Source organism: Paracoccus aestuariivivens (assembly GCF_009711225.1).
Taxonomy (GTDB): domain Bacteria; phylum Pseudomonadota; class Alphaproteobacteria; order Rhodobacterales; family Rhodobacteraceae; genus Paracoccus; species Paracoccus aestuariivivens.
The window spans coordinates 106,798-124,038 of sequence record NZ_WMIE01000007.1 but is presented as its reverse complement, the minus strand read 5'-3'; the positions used below and the strand labels follow the sequence as shown (position 1 = coordinate 124,038).

Here is a 17,241-nt window from a genome sequence, read left to right as displayed (position 1 = left end):
AGACCGACAATGCGCCTGCCCCTTCTGCTTCTTGCTTTTGCCGCGACACCTGCGCTGGCCTCGACCGACGAGGCATGGAAGGAATTCCAAGCCGATGTCGAAAAGGCCTGCACCGCCCTTGCGCCCGCCGAGGGCGAAACCGGGATCGAGGTGAACCCTTTCGGCTCAGAGCATTTTGGCGCGGCGCTGCTGATCACGACGCTGCCCGATGGCGGGGCGGATCGCTATGTCTGCATCTATGACAAGCAGACGAAAAAGGCCGAACTCACCGCGCCCTTCGTGCCGCCGAAAGATGTCTCGATGCCGGCAGCCGATGCGGCAGGGAATGTCGAGATCGAAGAGACGACCAAGTCTGAGTCGCATATCGTGAAGCCATGAAAAAAGGCCGTGGCGCAGCGCGTCACGGCCTTTCCCTTGTCGAAAGGGATTATTCCCCCAAGCCGACAAGCGCGCGGGCGAAATCGCGCGCGTCGAACGCGTCCAGATCGTCGATCTGCTCGCCCACACCGATGGCATGGATCGGCAGGCCGAAGCGGTCTGCCAGCGCGACCAGCACGCCGCCCCGCGCCGTGCCGTCGAGCTTGGTCATCACCAGACCCGAGACATCGGCGAGCTTCTGGAAGGTTTCGACCTGGCTCAGCGCGTTCTGGCCGGTGGTCGCGTCCAGCACCAGCAGGGTATTATGCGGGGCCGAGGGGTCTTTTTTGCGGATCACGCGGACGATCTTGGCCAGTTCTTCCATCAGGTCCTGACGGTTCTGCAGCCGCCCGGCGGTGTCGATCATCAGCAGGTCGGCGCCCTCGGCCTCGGCGCGCGCCATGGCGTCAAAGGCAAGGCTCGCGGGGTCGGAACCCTCGGGCGCGGTCATCACCGGCACACCGGCGCGCTTGCCCCAGACCTGAAGCTGCTCGACCGCAGCAGCGCGGAAGGTATCGCCCGCCGCGATCACGACATTCTTGCCCGCCGCCTTGAACTGGCTCGCGAGCTTGCCGATGGTCGTGGTTTTGCCCGAGCCGTTCACGCCGACTACCAGCACCACCTGCGGGCGCTTGGGATAGATCGGCAGCGGCTTGGCCACGGGGGTCATGATGCGGGTGACTTCACCGGCCAGAAGTTCCTTCAACTCGGTCGAGGAAACCTTCCGGCCCATCCGGCCCTCGGCGATATTGGCAGTGACCCGAAGCGAGGTTTCGACGCCCATGTCGGACTGGATCAGCATCTCCTCCAGATCTTCGAGCATCGCGTCGTCCAACTCGCGGCGAGGCTCGGAACTATCGCCACTGCGCCCGAACATCCGTCCGATGATACCGGAGCGCGCTGGCGCTTCCGGCACCGGCGCGGGGACGACGTCGGGGATCTGGATCGGAGCAGGCGGTGTCGCTGGCGGCGTGACTGGTGGTGTCTCGGGCGTCGCAGCAGGGGCGATTTCGCTATGGCTGACGGGCGTCGCGGCCTCGACCGCCCCATCCGATACGATATCGTCCAACCCCGCGCCGATCTTCGACGAGGACCGCGTCAGCCGGTCGCGCAGCTTCGAGAAAAACGACATGCACCCATCCTTCATTCTTTGGCGGGGAAACTAGGCTTTATTGCCCAAAAGGAAAAGGGCGCCCCTGCGGACGCCCTCCTTGTTTCTTGGCGTGTTCCCTTGCGGGAAAAGCGATCAGGCTTTGCCCAGATAGATGTCGACCAGCTTGTTCAGCATTTCCAGCGCGTCTTCGCGCGAACGCTGGAAGCTGTTGCGGCCGATGATCGAGCCGTTGCCGCCGCCGTCGCGGATCGCGCGGGCGTCGTCATAGACGGCATCGGCACCTTTTGCGGCACCGCCCGAGAAGACGACGATGCGACGGCCGTTGAACGAGGACTGCATGCAGTGCTCGACGCGCTTGGCTTGGGTCGCGATGTCGATCTGTTTGTCCTCGTAGACCTTTTTCGCTTCCGGCAACATCAGGTGATCGGTCGAGAGCTTGATCTTGATGATGTGCGCGCCGATCAGGGCAGCGATCTGTGCGGCATAGGCAGCCACGTCGATGGCGGTCTCGCCGTCTTTGGTGATCGCTTCGCCGCGCGGGTAGGACCAGATCACGGTCGCGACGCCTTTCGCGGCGGCTTCCTTGCGCATCTCGACGATCTCTTCGAACATGTCGAGCGCCATGTCCGAACCCGGATAGATGGTGAAGCCGATGGCCGAGCAGCCCAGACGCAGCGCGTCATCGACCGATGCGGTGACAGCCTGGTTCTTGCCGGCAGTGTCCGACATCAGCGAGTTCGCCGAGTTCACTTTCAGGATGGTCGGGATCTGACCGGCGAAGGTGTCGGCGCCAGCCTCGATCATGCCCAGCGGTGCGGCATAGGCGTTCAGGCCCGCGTCGATCGCCAGCTGGTAGTGGTAATGGGGGTCGTAAGCCGCCGGGTTCGCAGCGAAGGTCCGCGCCGGGCCGTGCTCGAAGCCTTGGTCCACGGGCAGGATGATCATCTTGCCGGTGCCCGCAAGCTTGCCGGTCATCAGCATGCGGGCCAGTTGGGCCTTTACGCCGGGGTTCTCGCCTTCGTAGTTGGCGAGGATCTTGCGGACGGTATCGGTCATTGTCATCTGAAACTCCAATCCAGTTTGGGCGTGACTTAGCAAAACCACCGCCAAGGGCAATTCGGGTTGCGCTAACAGAGAGCCCGTCTTTTCAGTGCCTAACCCGAAATCTTGTCATTCTGGTTAAAACACAGCGTCACGGTGCGACCCTAGGCATGGCTGCCGCGCCGTCAAGCAGGTCAGGAACCGCAAATCGCGACGCGCGTTATGTGCATGCCATCCATATGGGGGAAATTCCCATGGCCAACGAAGACCCAGACAGCATTCCCGAACAGTTCCGCCAGAACCGGCCGTTCTTCATGGTGTTCGCGCTGGCTTTCGTGATCGCGCTTGGCACATTCCTGTACATCCTCTCGCGGGACACCGAGTCTCGCGACATCGAACGGAACCTGCCGCCTGCCGCCGCGACGGCTCCGGTTGAAGCGCCCGCGAAGTAGGGACGCATTGGACGGGATGACTGACCTGCAATGTGTCGCCGCATGAAAGTCATGGCGGCGCGGGTGGTGGCTTCCGGGCAGACGGGATCTTTGCGGAGAAAAAAGAATAGACGCCCGAAAAGCGGCGGCGTAGCGTTTCATGCGAAAGTAGAACCTGCGCATGTTGTTCGACCTTCCTGACCATCACACCCTATATGCCGCCTTGCTTGCCCGCGATGATCGCTTCGACGGACAGGCCTTTGTTTGCGTTTCCTCGACAGGGGTGTTCTGCCGCCTGACCTGTCCGGCGCGTAAGCCAAAGCCCGAGAATTGCACCTTCTACCCGACCATCGGCGAATGCATCGAAGCGGGCTTTCGGGCCTGCAAGCGTTGTCATCCGCTTCAGGCGGCGGCGTTGGCAGATCCGGTCATTGCGGCGCTTTTGCAGGCTTTGGACGAACGCCCCGATCAGCGCTGGACCGAAGGCGATGTCGAGCAGCTCGGCTATGACCTTTCCACCGTGCGGCGCAGCTTCAAAAGGCAGTTCGGGATGACGTTTCTGGAAATGGCCCGCCAACGCCGCCTGCGCGAAGGCTTCGAAACCTTGGCTGCGGGCGGCAAGGTCATCACCGCGCAACACGAAGCCAGCTTTGAATCGGCCAGCGCGTTTCGGGCCGCCTTTGCCCGTTTGCTGGGTTGTGCGCCTGCCGAGCTTCGCTCCGAAGGGCTGTTGCGGGCGATGTGGATACCTACTCCATTGGGGGACATGATCGCGGTCAGCAGCCGCCATCACCTGCATTTGCTGGAGTTTCTGGACCGCAAGGCTTTGCCCGCCGAATTGAAGCGGCTGCAGGAGGGCAACCGGCAGGGGATCGGGATTGGCCCGATGCCGCCGTCCGAACAGGCGGCGGCGGAACTGGGCGACTATTTCGCGGCGCGCTCGGCCCGTTTCACGACCCCGCTTGCAGTGGCCGGAAGTGCCTTCACCCAGCATGTCTGGGAAGCCCTGCGCGAGATTCCGGCTGGCGAGACGCGAAGCTATTCCGATATCGCGCGCCGGATCGGCCGACCCACGGCAACACGGGCTGTGGCGCGTGCCAATGGCGCGAACCAGATCGCGCTGATGATTCCCTGCCATCGTGTCATCGGGGCGGATGGATCATTGACCGGATATGGCGGCGGACTTTGGCGCAAGCAACGCCTGATCGAGATCGAGCGGCAACTTAAATCAACAGCATTGGAACAAATCGCATGACCTCCCAAATCGAGAAGGTGCGGTTGTTCCGCAGCCTGCATGTCCCGCGTGACCCGCTTGTGCTTTACAATATCTGGGATGCCGGCAGCGCCCTGTCTGTGGCCCGCGGCGGGGCAAAGGCGATTGCGACGGGTAGTTGGGCGATGGCCGCGGCTCAGGGCTATTCTGACGGCGAGAAACTGCCTTTGGACGATGCGTTAAGGGCAGTCGCGCGGATCGTGAACAGCGTCGATATGCCGGTCGGCGTGGATTTCGAGGGTGGCTATGCATCCGATCTGCATGAGCTGCGCCAGAACGTCAGCGATCTTCTGGCGCTTGGCGTCGCGGGGCTGAATTTCGAGGATCAAGTCGTCGACGGTCCCGGCCTTTACAGCATCGAGGATCAGGTGGCGCGGTTGCGCGCGGTTCGCGAAGCGACGGACGCCTCGGGCGTTCCCGCATTTATCAACGCCCGTACGGATGTCTTCCTGAAGGCAGCACCCACGGTGGATCACGCCGGTTTGCTGGACGAGGCATTGGCCCGCGAAGCGGCCTATGCGGCGGCTGGTGCGGACGGGTTCTTCGTTCCGGGGCTGACCGACAAGGCCTTGATCCGAAGGATTTGCGAGGCAGCGACGCTGCCCGTCAATGTGATGATACGGGGAACGGTTCAGGATGTGCGCGATATGACGACACTCGGGGTCGCGCGGGTCAGTTTCGGGCCAGCGCCCTATATCGGCCTGATGTCGGCGCTGGAGCAAGAGGCAAGGGCGCTCGTTCCGGTTGCCTGAAACGGAAAGGGCCCCGGTTTCGGGGCCCTTCCTTTGGCTCGTTCAGCGTTTTTGCAGTGCCGCGACGCCGGGCAATTCTTTGCCCTCCATCCATTCAAGGAAAGCGCCACCGGCGGTCGAGATGAAGGTGAAGTCATCCGAGGCGCCAGCCTTGTTCAACGCTGCGACGGTGTCGCCACCGCCTGCGACCGAGATCAGCTTACCCTCGCGGGTCAGGCGCGCGGCGATCTGGGCGGCTGCGTTGGTGGCCATGTCGAAGGGCTGGATCTCGAATGCGCCCAGCGGACCGTTCCAGATCAGGGTGCGCGATTGCTCGAACACCGACTGGATGCGGGTAACGGTTTCGGGACCGGCATCAAGGATCATCGCGTCGGCGGGGCAGGCATCGGCGGCAACGGTCTCGTTCTCGGCTCCGGCCTTGAACTCGCGTGCGACGACGACATCGACCGGCAGATGGATGGTGCAGCCTGCGCCCGTCGCATCCGCAAGGATCTTGCTCGCGGTGTCGGCCATGTCGCGTTCTGCCAGCGATTTGCCGACCTCGATGCCTTGCGCAACAAGGAAGGTATTCGCCATGCCGCCACCGATCACCAGATGGTCGACCTTGGTGATCAGGTTCGACAGCAGTTCCAGTTTGGTCGATACCTTGGCCCCGCCGACGACGGCCACGACCGGACGCTGCGGAGCGCCAAGGGCCGCGTCCAGCGCCTTCAATTCGGCTTCCATCAGGCGGCCCGCAGCGGCGGGCAGCAGACGGGCGATTCCCTCGGTCGAGGCATGGGCGCGATGCGCGGCCGAGAATGCGTCATTGACATAGGCCTGACCCAAAGCGGCGATCGAAGCCGCGAAAGTCGGGTCATTGGTTTCTTCGCCCGGATAGAAGCGGGTGTTTTCCAGAAGCAGGACATCGCCTGCCTTCAGATCGGCAACGGCCCGTTTGGCCGGACCGCCGATGGCTTCGTCCGCGAATTTCACCGGTTGGCCCAAGGCCTTTTCCAGCGCGGGGATGACGATCTTCAGGCTCATGCTGTCGACGCGCTTGCCTTTGGGGCGGTCGAAATGCGCCAATAGCACTGGAATGCCGCCTTTGGCCTGGATATCCTTGACCGTCGGCACGATCTTTTCGATCCGCGTGGCGTCGGTCACCTGACCGTTCTCGACGGGAACGTTCACGTCCACGCGGGTCAGCACGACCTTGCCGTCTAGGTCAAGGTCATCGATCGTGTTGAAATCCGCCATGTATGATCCTTTCCTGATCCGTTCACGCTGTCGTGCGGGGTTGTCACGCAAGTTGATATTTTCGTCAACCTGCACCGGCGGTGAACCGCGCGGCAATGGCGGCGTTGTGTGCAGCACACGAAATGCGTATGCCTGTGCCCCGAGCCATTAGAAGGAGACCCGCCATGGCCGAGATCAAAGATCCCGAAAACACGGTCATCATCGAGCTGAAAGACGGTCCGGTCGTGATCGAGCTGCTGCCCGACGTTGCCCCCAAGCACGCCGAGCGGATGAAGGAACTGGCCCGCGCCGGGAAATACGACAATGTGGCCTTCCACCGCGTGATCGACGGCTTCATGGCCCAGACCGGCGATGTGGAACACGCCAACATGGAAAACAATTACAATCCGGGCCGCGCCGGCACGGGCGGTTCGGACCTGCCGGACCTGCCGGCCGAATTCTCGCGCCTGCCACATGATCGTGGCACGCTGGGTGCGGCACGCTCGATGAACCCGAACTCGGCCAACAGCCAGTTCTTCATCAACTTCAGCGATAACAGCTTCCTGAATGGTCAATACACGGTCTATGGCCGCGTTCTGTCCGGCATGGAATTCGTCGACAAGATTGTCCGTGGCGAGCCGCCAGCAAACCCCGACCGCATGATCTCGGTCAAGGTGGCTGCGGATGTTGAATAAGGCGCTGGTCCCGGCCTTGCTGCTGGCAGCGGGCGCAGCCCATGCCGAGGGTTTGCCGGGTGTCACCGACGGCGCGGGTCCGAACCTTGTGATCGAGGTTGCCGACACCGCAGGTACGGCCAAAGGCAGGATCGTTCTGGACCTGTATTCGGACAAAGCGCCCAAGCATGTCGAGCGTCTGCTGTCGCTGGCAAAATCGGGGGCCTATGACGGCGTGGTGTTCCACCGTGTCATCGACGGGTTCATGGCCCAGACCGGTGATGTCGAGTTCGGCAAGCACGGCGCGGATACCGCGCGTGCGGGGATGGGCGGCTCGTCGATGCCGGATCTTCCGGCCGAGTTCAACGATGTCAGCTTCCAGCGCGGCACTGTCGGCATGGCCCGCTCGCAGGACCCGAACAGCGCCAACAGTCAGTTCTTCATCGATCTGGCTCCGGCCGAGTTTCTTGACGGCCAGTACACTGTCGTCGGCCAGTTGGTCGATGGCTGGGACGTGCTGAACGCCATCAAGAAGGGCGATCCCGCAGCCAATGGTTCGGTGGTCGAGCCGGACTACATGGTCAAAGTCACCGTTACCGAGTGATCCCGACCCGACGGAAAAATCAATGGCCCCGCGTTCAAGCGGGGCCATTTTTGTTTGGTGCAACGGCTTCGGCTTAGCTGGACGTATAGCGCAGCACGCCTGCAAGGCCCGAGCCGGTTCGTCCATCCGAGGGATGCCGGACACCTTCGAGCACTGGCACTTCGGTAAAGTCGAAGGGGCTGACGCCCTCGAGGCAGGCGACGTTGACCCCGAACTGGGTCGGGTCCGACCGGCGCTGGTGATGGGTATAGATGCCGCAGATCTTGCAAAAGTAATGCTTCGCCGTGCCGGTGTTGAATTGATACAGCGTCAGGTTTTCCTCGCCCTCGACGATCTGCATATCGTCCAGATGGGCCGAGACGGCAATCGCGCCCCGCATCCGGCAATACGAGCAGTTGCAGCGGCGGGCGGTCTTGAACCCGTCGCTCAATCGCACCTGAAACCGGACGGCTCCGCAATGGCAGGCGGCACTCAGCAGGTCGGTATCATCTGGCATTTCATCTGGTCCTGTTAGCTTTGCGGAAATGAAAAAGGCCGGATTTCCCCGGCCTTTCGTTTAACCAATCTGCACCATGCGATGCTTTTTCTTCCCGACCGACACTTTCAGCCCGTCTCCGATCAGGGCGGTGTCGACAACGAGCTGGGGGTCCGTCACCGCCTCGTTGTTCAGGCGCAGGCCGCCTTCGGTGATCAGGCGCTTGGCCTCTTTGCCCGAGCCGGTGATTCCGGTCTGGACTAGAAGCTGCGTCACGGTCAGCCCGCTGGTCAGCGCATCGGCTGCGATGGTCGCGATTTCCAGATCGCCACCTGCACCGCCCTGTTCAAAGACCTGACGGGCCGTCGCTTCGGCGCTGGCGGCGGCTTCTGCGCCGTGTAGAAGGGTGGTGACCTCGTTGGCCAGAATGATCTTGGCCGCGTTGATTTCCGAACCCGACAGCGCGCCAAGGCGGTTGCATTCGTCAACCGGCAGCTCGGTATAAAGCTTCAGGAAGCGTCCGACATCGGCGTCGGTGGTGTTGCGCCAGAACTGCCAGAACTCGTAGGGCGACAGCATCGCGCCGTTCAGCCAGACCGCTCCGCCCGCCGACTTGCCCATTTTGCGCCCGTCCGAGGTGGTCAGTAGCGGCGAGGTCAGGCCGAAGATCTCTCCATCCAGGACACGGCGGGTCAGGTCGATCCCGTTAATGATGTTGCCCCACTGGTCCGAGCCGCCCATTTGCAGGCGGCAATCGTAACGCCGGTACAGTTCGAGGAAGTCGTAGGCCTGCAGGATCATGTAGTTGAACTCAAGGAAGGACAGCGACTGCTCGCGATCCAGCCGCGACTTCACCGATTCAAACGACAGCATCCGGTTGACACTGAAATGCCGCCCGATGTCGCGCAGGAATTCAAGGTAGTTCAGGTTGTCCAGCCACTCGGCGTTGTTCAGCATCTTGGCCTTGCCCTCGCCGTAATCGAGGTAGCGGGCAAAGACCTGACCCATGCCGTCGATATTCGACTGGATGGCGTCGGGGGTCAGCAGCGGGCGTTCCTCGCTGCGGAAGCTGGGATCGCCGACCTTGGTCGTGCCGCCGCCCATCAGGGTGATCGGGCGATTGCCGGTCTTCTGGAACCAGCGCAGCATCATGATGTTCAGCAGGTGGCCGACATGCAGGCTGGCCGCAGTCGCGTCATAACCGATATATGCCGTCACCGGGCCTTCGATGAGCGCGTCGTCCAGCGACTGCAGATCGGTGCAGTCCGCCAGATAGCCGCGTTCCATCATCACGTGGAGGAATTCGGATTTGGCATGGTAGGTCATGAGCTTTTCCTTTCGAATGGCGCGGATATACCGGTCAATGCGGCAAAGGGAAAGCGATGAGGCATAAAGTGACAGCCGGAATGGTCCACGCATTGGGCATGATGTCGGGAACGTCTCTGGACGGCGTCGATGCGGCTCTGGTTCTGACCGACGGCACGCGGATCGGCAATTTCGGTCGCAGCGGCTACCGCGCTTATAGTGGCAACGAATCCGCCATGCTGCATTCGGCCCTTGGGCAATGGCCCGAAGGTAGCGCTGTTCCCGAGGCAGCCGCGCTTTCGGTCGCCGCCCATGCCGCTTTGGCCGAGACTTTCCCCGAGGCCGAGTTGGTCGGCTATCACGGCCAGACCTTGGCGCATGATCCCCAAGGACGGGGAACCCATCAGGCGGGCAATGGCGCGGCCTTGGCCCGCAAGCTGGACCGCCCCGTTGTCTGGGATTTCCGCTCCGAGGATGTGCGTCGGGGAGGAGAGGGCGCGCCGCTCGCACCTTTCTTCCATTGGGCCTGCGCGGAATGGTCGATGGGGCAGGGGCTTTTGCCACGCGCTCCGGTCGCGTTTCTGAATCTTGGCGGGGTCGGCAATCTGACTTTCGTCGATCCGGCTGCCGGATCGCCTGATGCGGCTGGGGCCTGCATTGCCTTTGACACCGGCCCTGCCAATGCGCCGATCAATGATCTGATGCGCGCTCGGCGTGGGGTGTTGCGAGACGAGGGCGGCATATTGGCAGGGCAGGGTATGCCCGATGAATCCGTGATCGCCGATTTCCTGACCCATCCGCATTTTGCCCGCGCCTTGCCGAAGTCTCTGGATCGCGACGCCTTTCCGGACCTGCTAGCGGGGGTTGCCGGATTGCCCGATGCGGATGCGGCGGCGACATTGACCCATGCGGCGGCGGCTGCGGTTGCGGCAGGGGTCGCGATGCTGCCCGAGGCGCCCGAACTGGTGCTGGTTTGCGGCGGAGGACGCCATAACGCGGCGATGATGGCTGCGCTGGCGGCGCGATTGCCGTGCAAGGTCGCTCCGGTCGAAGTGGCGGGACTCGACGGCGATATGCTGGAAGCGCAGGCTTTTGCATGGTTGGCCGTGCGGGTGCTGCGGGGCCTGCCGACATCGGGGCCGGAAACGACCGGAGCACCCGAGCCGGTTTGCGGTGGCAGGATCAGCTATCCCGCATCGCGCGGATAAATCATGCGAACGCTTACGGTAATTGCGCAATTGCTTGTTGCGTCTACGTTTTCGTGAACAAAAAACCCGAGTCCGGGACGGAACGATGACGGATTCTGTGACGTTTGGAACGCATAATGACGGCAACCGCCGTCGCCAGTGACACAAACGACAACCGGAAAGGACAATGTCCATGAAACCTCTTGTCATTGCCGCTACCGCATTGGCTTTGGTAGCTCCGGCATATGCCCAGACCACCGCGCCTGTTGCGCCGGCCGAGCAGGCAGCCGAGTCGGCTGCGGCAACCGCCGAGACGGCCGCCGAGAATGCCGAAGCTGCGGCGGATGCCGCTGCCGAACAGGCCGGAGCCGCGGCCGAGCAAGCCGTGGACGAAGCTGCAACCGCGGCGGATGCCGCAGCGGACGCCGCAGCCAAGGCTGCCGACAATGCAGCGACTGCCGCGCAAGACATGGGGAATGACGCAGCCGACGACGCAGCCGATGCCGCCGAAAATGCCGAGGCGGCAGCCTCTGACGCCGCAGATTCGGCAGTCGAGGCCGCAGCCGAGGCTCCGGTCAAAGCCCCTGATGTGAACCCGCCGGCGATCTCCGAGGCTGATCCGGGGCTGCTGGGCTCATGGGTGACCAGCCGCCGGATCTGGACCACGAACCAGCCGTCATCGACCGATTGGAGTCAGCCCGAGACGCTGGATGAACGTCCCGCCGATTGGCAGGACATCGCCAAGGTCAATGATGTCGTGCTGAACGATTCGGCGCAGGTCGTGGGCTATATTGCCGATATCGGGGGCTTCCTTGGAATCGGTGCCAAGAAGGTGCTTCTGGGCGAGGACGCGATTCACCTTGTCACGGTGGGCAACGACACGTTCTTTGCGACCAACTATACCAAGGAAGAATTGAAGGCCCTGCCGGACTTCGACGAAAAGACCGTCCGCAAGTAATATATAGGCCAGGTCAGGCTTTCGCGGGCGTCCTTCGGGGCGCCCGTTTCTGTCTGGAAGAAAAGAATTTCATCGCGATGCATTTTTCCTTGAACAGTGCCTTGACGCCACCTGCTGGCATACGTAAACAGCGCGCACTCCAGAGGCGATCTGGAGAAAGTAGTAGCGAGCGGTTGTAGCTCAGTTGGTTAGAGTACCGGCCTGTCACGCCGGGGGTCGCGGGTTCGAGCCCCGTCAACCGCGCCACTACTTTCGGATATCGCCAAAACGATGCGCGGTTGTAGCTCAGTTGGTTAGAGTACCGGCCTGTCACGCCGGGGGTCGCGGGTTCGAGCCCCGTCAACCGCGCCATCGCTTCCTTTCAGCACTGAAAGTCATAAGCGCCCTTGGGCGCCTTTGGCTTTTGGGCGGCTGTTTGCACGGATATTCAAGAAACTAGGACGTCACGGGCGCGGCCGATTGGCTTCCGTCCGTTCGGGGTGCTAAGGGCTTTTCATCGGGGTGCAATCCCCTATGCTGGCCGACAGGAAGAAGGGGGACGCCGATGGCGCGAGGAATCGATTACGGCGGGATGATGCACCGGGCCATGCAGCGGTTGATCGCGGATGTCCTGATTGCCGTGGCGGATGAAGGCCTGCCGGGCGAGCATCATTTCTTCATCACCTTCGATACCCATGATCCGGATGTCGAGATGGCCGACTGGCTGCGCGAGCGTTATCCCGACGAGATGACCATCGTGATCCAGCATTGGTTCGACAATCTGGAAGTGACCCCGGACGGGTTCAACATCACCCTGAATTTCGGCAACTCGCCCGAGCCGCTTTACATCCCCTTCGATGCGGTCCGTACCTTTGTCGATCCGTCGGTCGAATTCGGTCTGCGCTTCGAGAATCAGCCTGACAGCGACGACGAGGACGAGGAAGAGGACGAAGAAGACCTTGACGAAACCGACAATGATGATGGCGGCGACGATTCCCCCAAGGGCGGCGCCGAGGTTGTCAGTCTGGACAAGTGGCGCAAATAACGCGTCATACCTTTGTCACCGGAAGAAAATAGAGGCGGTCTCGGCATGATAGCTGGAGGCCGCCTTGTCCGATCTGTCGCTGTTTCTGAGCCAGTTCCTGCGTCGACCTTCCGAGATTCGCGCGATTGCTCCGACCGGACGGGCAACGGCTCGCGAAATGGCGCGGTTGATTACGCCGGATATGGAAGCCGTGGCCGAAATCGGTTCCGGAACGGGAACGATCACACAGGCCATTCTGGGACGAGGACTGCCACCCGAGCGGCTTGAACTGTACGAACTGAACGCCGCGTTCTGCGACCGTTTGCGTCAAAGGTTCCCGATGGTGCAGATCCATAACCTTCCTGCGCAGGAAATGGTGAATGTCGGGCGGCGCGATCTGGATGCGGTGATCTCGGGTGTGCCGACATTGCCGATGCCGGACGAGTTGCAGACCGCGATTGTCGGGGCAGCCCTGTCGGCGATGAAGCCCGGTGCGCCATTCGTGCAAATAACTTACGGACCGGTCGTACCGTTGTCGGAGGCAGTTCGCGCGCGCTTTGGTCTGAGCCATGAGAAAAGCCGCCGGATCTGGGCGAATCTGCCGCCCGCGCGGGTCTATGTCTTTCGCCAGAAACTGTGAACGCTAACGGCATACATTCGTATACCATTTGCGAATCCGGCGCGTCGGCGGTAGAACGCCGGCAAAACCGCGAGGGAACCTGACATGACCAATACCCGCACCGAGACCGACAGCTTCGGCCCCTTGGAAGTACCCGCCGACAAATATTGGGGCGCGCAAACGCAGCGTTCGATCATGAACTTCCCGATCGGCTGGGAAAAGCAGCCGGTCCCGATGATCCGCGCGCTTGGCATCATCAAGCAGGCCGCCGCCCAAGTGAACATGGCCACCGGCAATCTGGACGCGTCGCTGGGCAATGCCATGGTTCAGGCGGCATCCGAAGTCGCGGCGGGCAAGTTCGACGACAACTTCCCGCTGGTCGTCTGGCAGACCGGCTCGGGCACCCAGTCGAACATGAACGCGAACGAGGTCATCTCGAACCGCGCGATCGAGATTATGGGCGGCGTGATGGGCTCGAAAAAGCCGGTTCACCCGAATGACCATGTGAACATGGGTCAATCGTCGAACGACACCTTCCCGACCGCGATGCACGTCGCCATCGCCATGCAGGCGCGCGACGTCCTGATCCCGGGTCTGGAAAAGCTGCACGCCGCGCTGGTCGCCAAGTCCGAGGAATTCAAGGACATCATCAAGATCGGTCGCACCCATACGCAAGATGCGACCCCTCTGACCCTTGGTCAGGAATTCGGCGGTTACGCGCATCAGGTCGCCAAGGGCATCGAGCGCGTGAAACTGGCGCTGGGTGACATCTACGAACTGGCGCAGGGCGGCACCGCCGTTGGCACCGGCCTGAACACCAAAAAAGGCTGGGACACGGCGATCGCGGCGGAAATCGCCAAGATCTCGGGCCTGCCCTTCGTCACCGCTCCGAACAAGTTCGAGGCTTTGGCCGCGCATGACGCGATGGTCTTCTTCTCGGGCGCGCTGAAAACCGTTGCGGCGTCGCTGTTCAAGATCGCCAACGACATGCGTCTGCTGGGTTCGGGCCCGCGCTCGGGTCTGGGCGAACTGATCCTGCCGGAAAACGAGCCGGGCTCGTCGATCATGCCGGGCAAGGTCAACCCGACCCAGGCCGAGGCTCTGACCATGGTCTGCGCCCATGTCATGGGCAATGACGCGGCCATTGGCTTCGCCGGTTCGCAAGGCCATTTCGAGCTGAACGTCTACAATCCGATGATGTCCTATAACGTGCTGCAGTCGATGCAGCTGCTGGGCGATGCCGCTGGCTCGTTCACGGACAACATGGTTGTCGGTACGCAAGCGAACCTGCCGCGCATCGACAAGCTGATGAAAGAATCGCTGATGCTGGTGACGGCGCTGGCCCCGACCATCGGCTATGACAACGCGACCAAGGTCGCCAAGACCGCCCATAAGAACGGCACCACGCTGCGCGAGGAAGCCATTGCACTGGGTCTGGTCGATGGCGAGACCTTCGACCGTGTGGTTCGTCCCGAACAAATGATCGGGCCGGAGGATTGATTTGACCGGTAACGGCAAAATCATCAACCTGCGGGCGGCGCGTAAAAGCGCCGCCCGTGACGCCGCCCGTAAACAGGGCGATGAAAACGCAGCGAAATTCGGCCGCACCAAGGCGCAACGCGAGGTCGAGGATGCCGACCGCAGCCGCGTCAGCCATATTCTGGACCGGCACAAGCGCGAGGATGGCGATGACTGATCTGCCCGCGATGTCGCCGCCCGTGAAACGCTCGGTCACCATTGGCGGACACCGCACTTCGGTCAGTCTGGAAGATGCCTTCTGGCGTGAATTGCGCGAAATCGCGCGCGCGCGCGAAGAAACTGCAGCCAGCCTGATCGCCGAGATCGACAGCAAGCGCCCGCCAGAAGTCGGACTGGCCACCGCATTGCGACTTTATATCCTGTCAGAAGTCCTGAAGCGCCCCTCTCAGCCGTAGTGCTTGCGGCGCGGGCGCTTGGTGACTACAAGCGCCCACAACAATCCGCAGCAGATATTGGGTAGAACCATGGCAGGCCATTCCAAGTGGGCCAACATCCAGCACCGGAAGGGCAAGCAGGACAAGCTCCGTTCCAAGCTGTTTTCGAAACTGGCCAAAGAAATCACCGTCGCCGCGAAGATGGGCGATCCCGATCCCGACAAGAACCCGCGTCTGCGTCTGGCGGTCAAGGAAGCCAAGTCGAGCTCGGTCCCGAAGGACGTGATCGACCGCGCGATCAAGAAATCGCAGGGCGGCGACGCCGAGAACTATGACGAGATCCGCTATGAGGGCTACGGCCCGAACGGCATCGCGATCATCGTCGAGGCGATGACTGACAACCGCAACCGCACGGCATCGAACGTGCGCAGCTATTTCACCAAGCATGGCGGCGATCTGGGCCAGACCGGCTCGGTGAACTTCATGTTCGACCGCAAAGGCGAGATCATGTATCCGGCCACTGCCGGTGACGCCGACACGGTGATGATGGCCGCGCTGGAAGCCGGTGCCGAGGATGTCGAAAGCGACGAGGACGGCCACTGGATCTACACCTCGGATACCGATCTGGCCGAGGTCTCGAACGCGCTGGAAGCGGCGTTGGGCGAATCCGAGCATTCCAAGCTGATCTGGAAGCCGCAGGCCCCGACCGAGATCGATCTGGAAACCGCGCAGAAGCTGATGAAGTTGCTGGACGCGCTTGAGGAAGACGATGATGTGCAGAACGTCACCGGCAACTTCGACATTCCGGAAGAAGTTGCGGCGCAACTGTAAGTCCCGCGACAACTGACGCACTCAAGGGTCGCAGTTTTGCTGCGGCCCTTTTTCTTGTCCGCCAGACGCTGCGGGCTTGTGCAAGCCGGGGCAACCCGTCATGGCTTGGCGCATGAGCGATATGAGTGCTGCCACCCGCCGGGATTTGATCGGCATCGTCTGGATGTTGACCGCAGGTCTGAGCTTCGTTGCGGTGAACGGGACCGTGCGATGGTTGGGGCAGGCCCTACCTGCCGCCGAGGGCGCGTTCATCCGGTTCGCCTTTGGGCTGGTGTTCCTGATTCCGATGCTGGTTCCTGCTTTGCAGCGCGGATTTACCCCGAAGGTCTGGGGATTGTTCGTTCTGCGCGGCGGCCTGCACACCGTCGCCGTGATCCTGTGGTTCTTTGCCATGGCGCGGATCACGGTCGCCGAGGTGACTGCGATCGGCTTTCTCAACCCGATTGTCGTGACTGTCGGAGCGGCGCTGCTGATGGGCGAAAAGATCTCGTGGCGGCGGGCGCTGGCGATTGCGGTGGCATTGGCGGGGGCGATGATCGTGCTTCGTCCGGGCCTGCGTGTGCTTGAGCCGGGACATATTGCGCAACTCGGCGCTTCGGTCACGTTCGGGGCGTCCTATCTGGTGGCAAAGCGCCTGTCCGAGCAGGTTCCCGCCTCGGTCGTGGTGGCGATGATGTCGCTGACGGTATGCGTCGGGCTTGCCCCGTTTGCGGCGATGAACTGGGTCGCGCCGACCGCCCTGCAATGCGCCGTTTTGGCATGTACCGCATTCTTCGCCACTGCGGGGCATTACGCGATGACGCGGGCCTTCGCTGCTGCGCCTTTGACGGTGACGCAGCCGGTCGTGTTCCTGCAGCTGATCTGGGCCAGCCTGTTGGGTGCGGTCATTTTTGCCGAGCCGGTCGATGTCTGGGTGCTTGTCGGAGGCGCGACCATGATAGGTTCGATCTGCTACATCACCTTGCGCGAGGCGCGGTTGCGGCGGGGAGTGACCCCGCCGCCCGATGCCGACAAAGAGCTTTAGCGCAGATCCCAGTAATTGGTCGGGCCTCTGCGATCCGGCTCGAGGCCGATGTCGCGTTTGAGATGCGGCGACAGACCGTCCAGTGGTGGAGCGCGGTTTTTACCACGTCCCAGCACGGCACGCATCAGGGCAAGACTGACGCGGATCAGCCCGTGATCGTCGATCAGGTCGTTCAAAGGCGCACGCAGGTCGCGTGCGGGACGAGGCACAGTCACACTCATTCTATTTATGCCAGCTGATTGCTCAGATTGGCCCTTGTGTTGAAGTGGTTTGGAGGTGACGCATCGTTCCGCGCGGATACGCGGTCGGTCAGCGTCGATTATGATCTTGGGAATACCCTAAACGGGCAGCTTGGATCGGGTTCCGTCAGCCGCGTCGCTGATAGCTGATCAGCCATCGACG

At 62.1% G+C, this 17,241-nt stretch carries 21 protein-coding genes and 2 tRNA genes; 17 read left to right on the top strand and 6 right to left on the bottom strand.

The features are described 5' to 3' along the window. Positions 1-9 precede the first annotated feature (9 nt). On the top strand, positions 10-378 hold the full coding sequence (locus GL286_RS13100) for a hypothetical protein (protein WP_155096018.1): 369 nt from the start codon (positions 10-12) through the stop codon (positions 376-378). A 49-nt stretch (positions 379-427) separates the two neighbouring features. On the opposite strand, the gene ftsY is transcribed toward GL286_RS13100, so the two are convergent. Both ftsY and GL286_RS13090 read right to left on the bottom strand, forming a co-directional pair. Continuing rightward, entirely contained in the window at positions 428-1,549 is a 1,122-nt protein-coding gene (gene ftsY, locus GL286_RS13095; RefSeq protein ID WP_155096017.1) for a signal recognition particle-docking protein FtsY, read from the bottom strand. Positions 1,550-1,663: 114 nt separating this feature from the next. Then, on the bottom strand, positions 1,664-2,593 hold the full coding sequence (locus GL286_RS13090) for a class I fructose-bisphosphate aldolase (RefSeq protein ID WP_155096016.1): 930 nt from the start codon (positions 2,591-2,593) through the stop codon (positions 1,664-1,666). 233 nt (positions 2,594-2,826) lie between these two features. Between GL286_RS13090 and GL286_RS13085 the strand changes: the two genes are divergently transcribed. The 3 genes from GL286_RS13085 (at position 2,827) to GL286_RS13075 (ending at position 5,028) form a co-directional block, all read left to right on the top strand. Further along, on the top strand, positions 2,827-3,024 hold the full coding sequence (locus tag GL286_RS13085; protein WP_155096015.1) for a hypothetical protein: 198 nt from the start codon (positions 2,827-2,829) through the stop codon (positions 3,022-3,024). Positions 3,025-3,184: 160 nt separating this feature from the next. Further along, the gene (locus GL286_RS13080; protein WP_155096014.1) at positions 3,185-4,258 is read left to right on the top strand and encodes a bifunctional transcriptional activator/DNA repair enzyme AdaA; all 1,074 of its coding nucleotides are present in this window, start codon (positions 3,185-3,187) and stop codon (positions 4,256-4,258) included. After that, a complete protein-coding gene (locus tag GL286_RS13075) occupies positions 4,255-5,028 on the top strand; it encodes an isocitrate lyase/PEP mutase family protein (protein ID WP_155096013.1) in 774 nt (257 codons plus the stop codon). Before GL286_RS13080 ends, GL286_RS13075 begins: the two co-directional genes overlap by 4 nt. 42 nt (positions 5,029-5,070) lie before the next feature. Here the strand turns inward: GL286_RS13075 and GL286_RS13070 are convergent, their stop codons facing one another. Next, a complete protein-coding gene (locus GL286_RS13070; protein WP_155096012.1) occupies positions 5,071-6,267 on the bottom strand; it encodes a phosphoglycerate kinase in 1,197 nt (398 codons plus the stop codon). 164 nt (positions 6,268-6,431) lie between these two features. Here GL286_RS13070 and GL286_RS13065 point away from each other — a divergent pair, with 164 nt between their 5' ends. Together GL286_RS13065 and GL286_RS13060 are read left to right on the top strand one after the other, a co-directional pair. Beyond that, positions 6,432-6,941 carry a peptidylprolyl isomerase gene (locus GL286_RS13065; RefSeq protein WP_155096011.1) on the top strand — a complete coding sequence of 170 codons (510 nt, stop codon included), beginning with the start codon at positions 6,432-6,434 and terminating at the stop codon, positions 6,939-6,941. After that, entirely contained in the window at positions 6,931-7,524 is a 594-nt protein-coding gene (locus GL286_RS13060; RefSeq protein WP_155096010.1) for a peptidylprolyl isomerase, read from the top strand. Before GL286_RS13065 ends, GL286_RS13060 begins: the two co-directional genes overlap by 11 nt. Positions 7,525-7,597: 73 nt before the next feature. On the opposite strand, the gene GL286_RS13055 is transcribed toward GL286_RS13060, so the two are convergent. Then, positions 7,598-8,020: a GFA family protein gene (locus GL286_RS13055; protein WP_155096009.1), complete on the bottom strand. Its 423-nt coding sequence runs from the start codon at positions 8,018-8,020 to the stop codon at positions 7,598-7,600. A 60-nt stretch (positions 8,021-8,080) separates the two neighbouring features. Then, on the bottom strand, positions 8,081-9,325 hold the full coding sequence (gene tyrS / locus GL286_RS13050; RefSeq protein ID WP_155096008.1) for a tyrosine--tRNA ligase: 1,245 nt from the start codon (positions 9,323-9,325) through the stop codon (positions 8,081-8,083). Between the two features lie 56 nt (positions 9,326-9,381). On the opposite strand from tyrS, the gene GL286_RS13045 reads away from it, so the two are divergent. The 11 genes from GL286_RS13045 to GL286_RS12995 all read left to right on the top strand — a co-directional run bounded on the left by GL286_RS13045 (position 9,382) and on the right by GL286_RS12995 (position 16,839). Beyond that, positions 9,382-10,512 (top strand): anhydro-N-acetylmuramic acid kinase, encoded by a 1,131-nt coding sequence (locus GL286_RS13045; RefSeq protein WP_170295177.1) that lies wholly within the window; start codon positions 9,382-9,384, stop codon positions 10,510-10,512. A 172-nt stretch (positions 10,513-10,684) separates the two neighbouring features. Next, positions 10,685-11,449 (top strand): PRC-barrel domain-containing protein, encoded by a 765-nt coding sequence (locus tag GL286_RS13040; protein WP_155096007.1) that lies wholly within the window; start codon positions 10,685-10,687, stop codon positions 11,447-11,449. A 169-nt stretch (positions 11,450-11,618) separates the two neighbouring features. Beyond that, positions 11,619-11,695, top strand: a tRNA-Asp gene (locus GL286_RS13035). A gap of 28 nt (positions 11,696-11,723) precedes the next feature. After that, a tRNA-Asp gene (locus GL286_RS13030) sits at positions 11,724-11,800 on the top strand. 193 nt (positions 11,801-11,993) lie between these two features. After that, positions 11,994-12,473, top strand: a complete 480-nt coding sequence (locus GL286_RS13025) for an SspB family protein (protein ID WP_155096006.1) — start codon at positions 11,994-11,996, stop codon at positions 12,471-12,473. Positions 12,474-12,537: 64 nt separating this feature from the next. Next, positions 12,538-13,092 (top strand): class I SAM-dependent methyltransferase, encoded by a 555-nt coding sequence (locus GL286_RS13020; RefSeq protein ID WP_155096005.1) that lies wholly within the window; start codon positions 12,538-12,540, stop codon positions 13,090-13,092. Between the two features lie 84 nt (positions 13,093-13,176). Continuing rightward, entirely contained in the window at positions 13,177-14,571 is a 1,395-nt protein-coding gene (gene fumC / locus GL286_RS13015) for a class II fumarate hydratase (protein WP_155096004.1), read from the top strand. A gap of 1 nt (position 14,572) precedes the next feature. Continuing rightward, a complete protein-coding gene (locus tag GL286_RS13010; protein ID WP_155096003.1) occupies positions 14,573-14,767 on the top strand; it encodes a DUF4169 family protein in 195 nt (64 codons plus the stop codon). Further along, the gene (locus GL286_RS13005; protein ID WP_155096002.1) at positions 14,760-15,005 is read left to right on the top strand and encodes a ribbon-helix-helix domain-containing protein; all 246 of its coding nucleotides are present in this window, start codon (positions 14,760-14,762) and stop codon (positions 15,003-15,005) included. Before GL286_RS13010 ends, GL286_RS13005 begins: the two co-directional genes overlap by 8 nt. A gap of 69 nt (positions 15,006-15,074) precedes the next feature. Beyond that, on the top strand, positions 15,075-15,815 hold the full coding sequence (locus GL286_RS13000; RefSeq protein WP_155096001.1) for a YebC/PmpR family DNA-binding transcriptional regulator: 741 nt from the start codon (positions 15,075-15,077) through the stop codon (positions 15,813-15,815). A 112-nt stretch (positions 15,816-15,927) separates the two neighbouring features. Beyond that, the gene (locus GL286_RS12995; protein ID WP_246184944.1) at positions 15,928-16,839 is read left to right on the top strand and encodes a DMT family transporter; all 912 of its coding nucleotides are present in this window, start codon (positions 15,928-15,930) and stop codon (positions 16,837-16,839) included. On the opposite strand, the gene GL286_RS12990 is transcribed toward GL286_RS12995, so the two are convergent. Then, positions 16,836-17,060: a hypothetical protein gene (locus GL286_RS12990; protein WP_170295176.1), complete on the bottom strand. Its 225-nt coding sequence runs from the start codon at positions 17,058-17,060 to the stop codon at positions 16,836-16,838. The genes GL286_RS12995 and GL286_RS12990 overlap by 4 nt on opposite strands. Positions 17,061-17,241 lie beyond the last annotated feature (181 nt).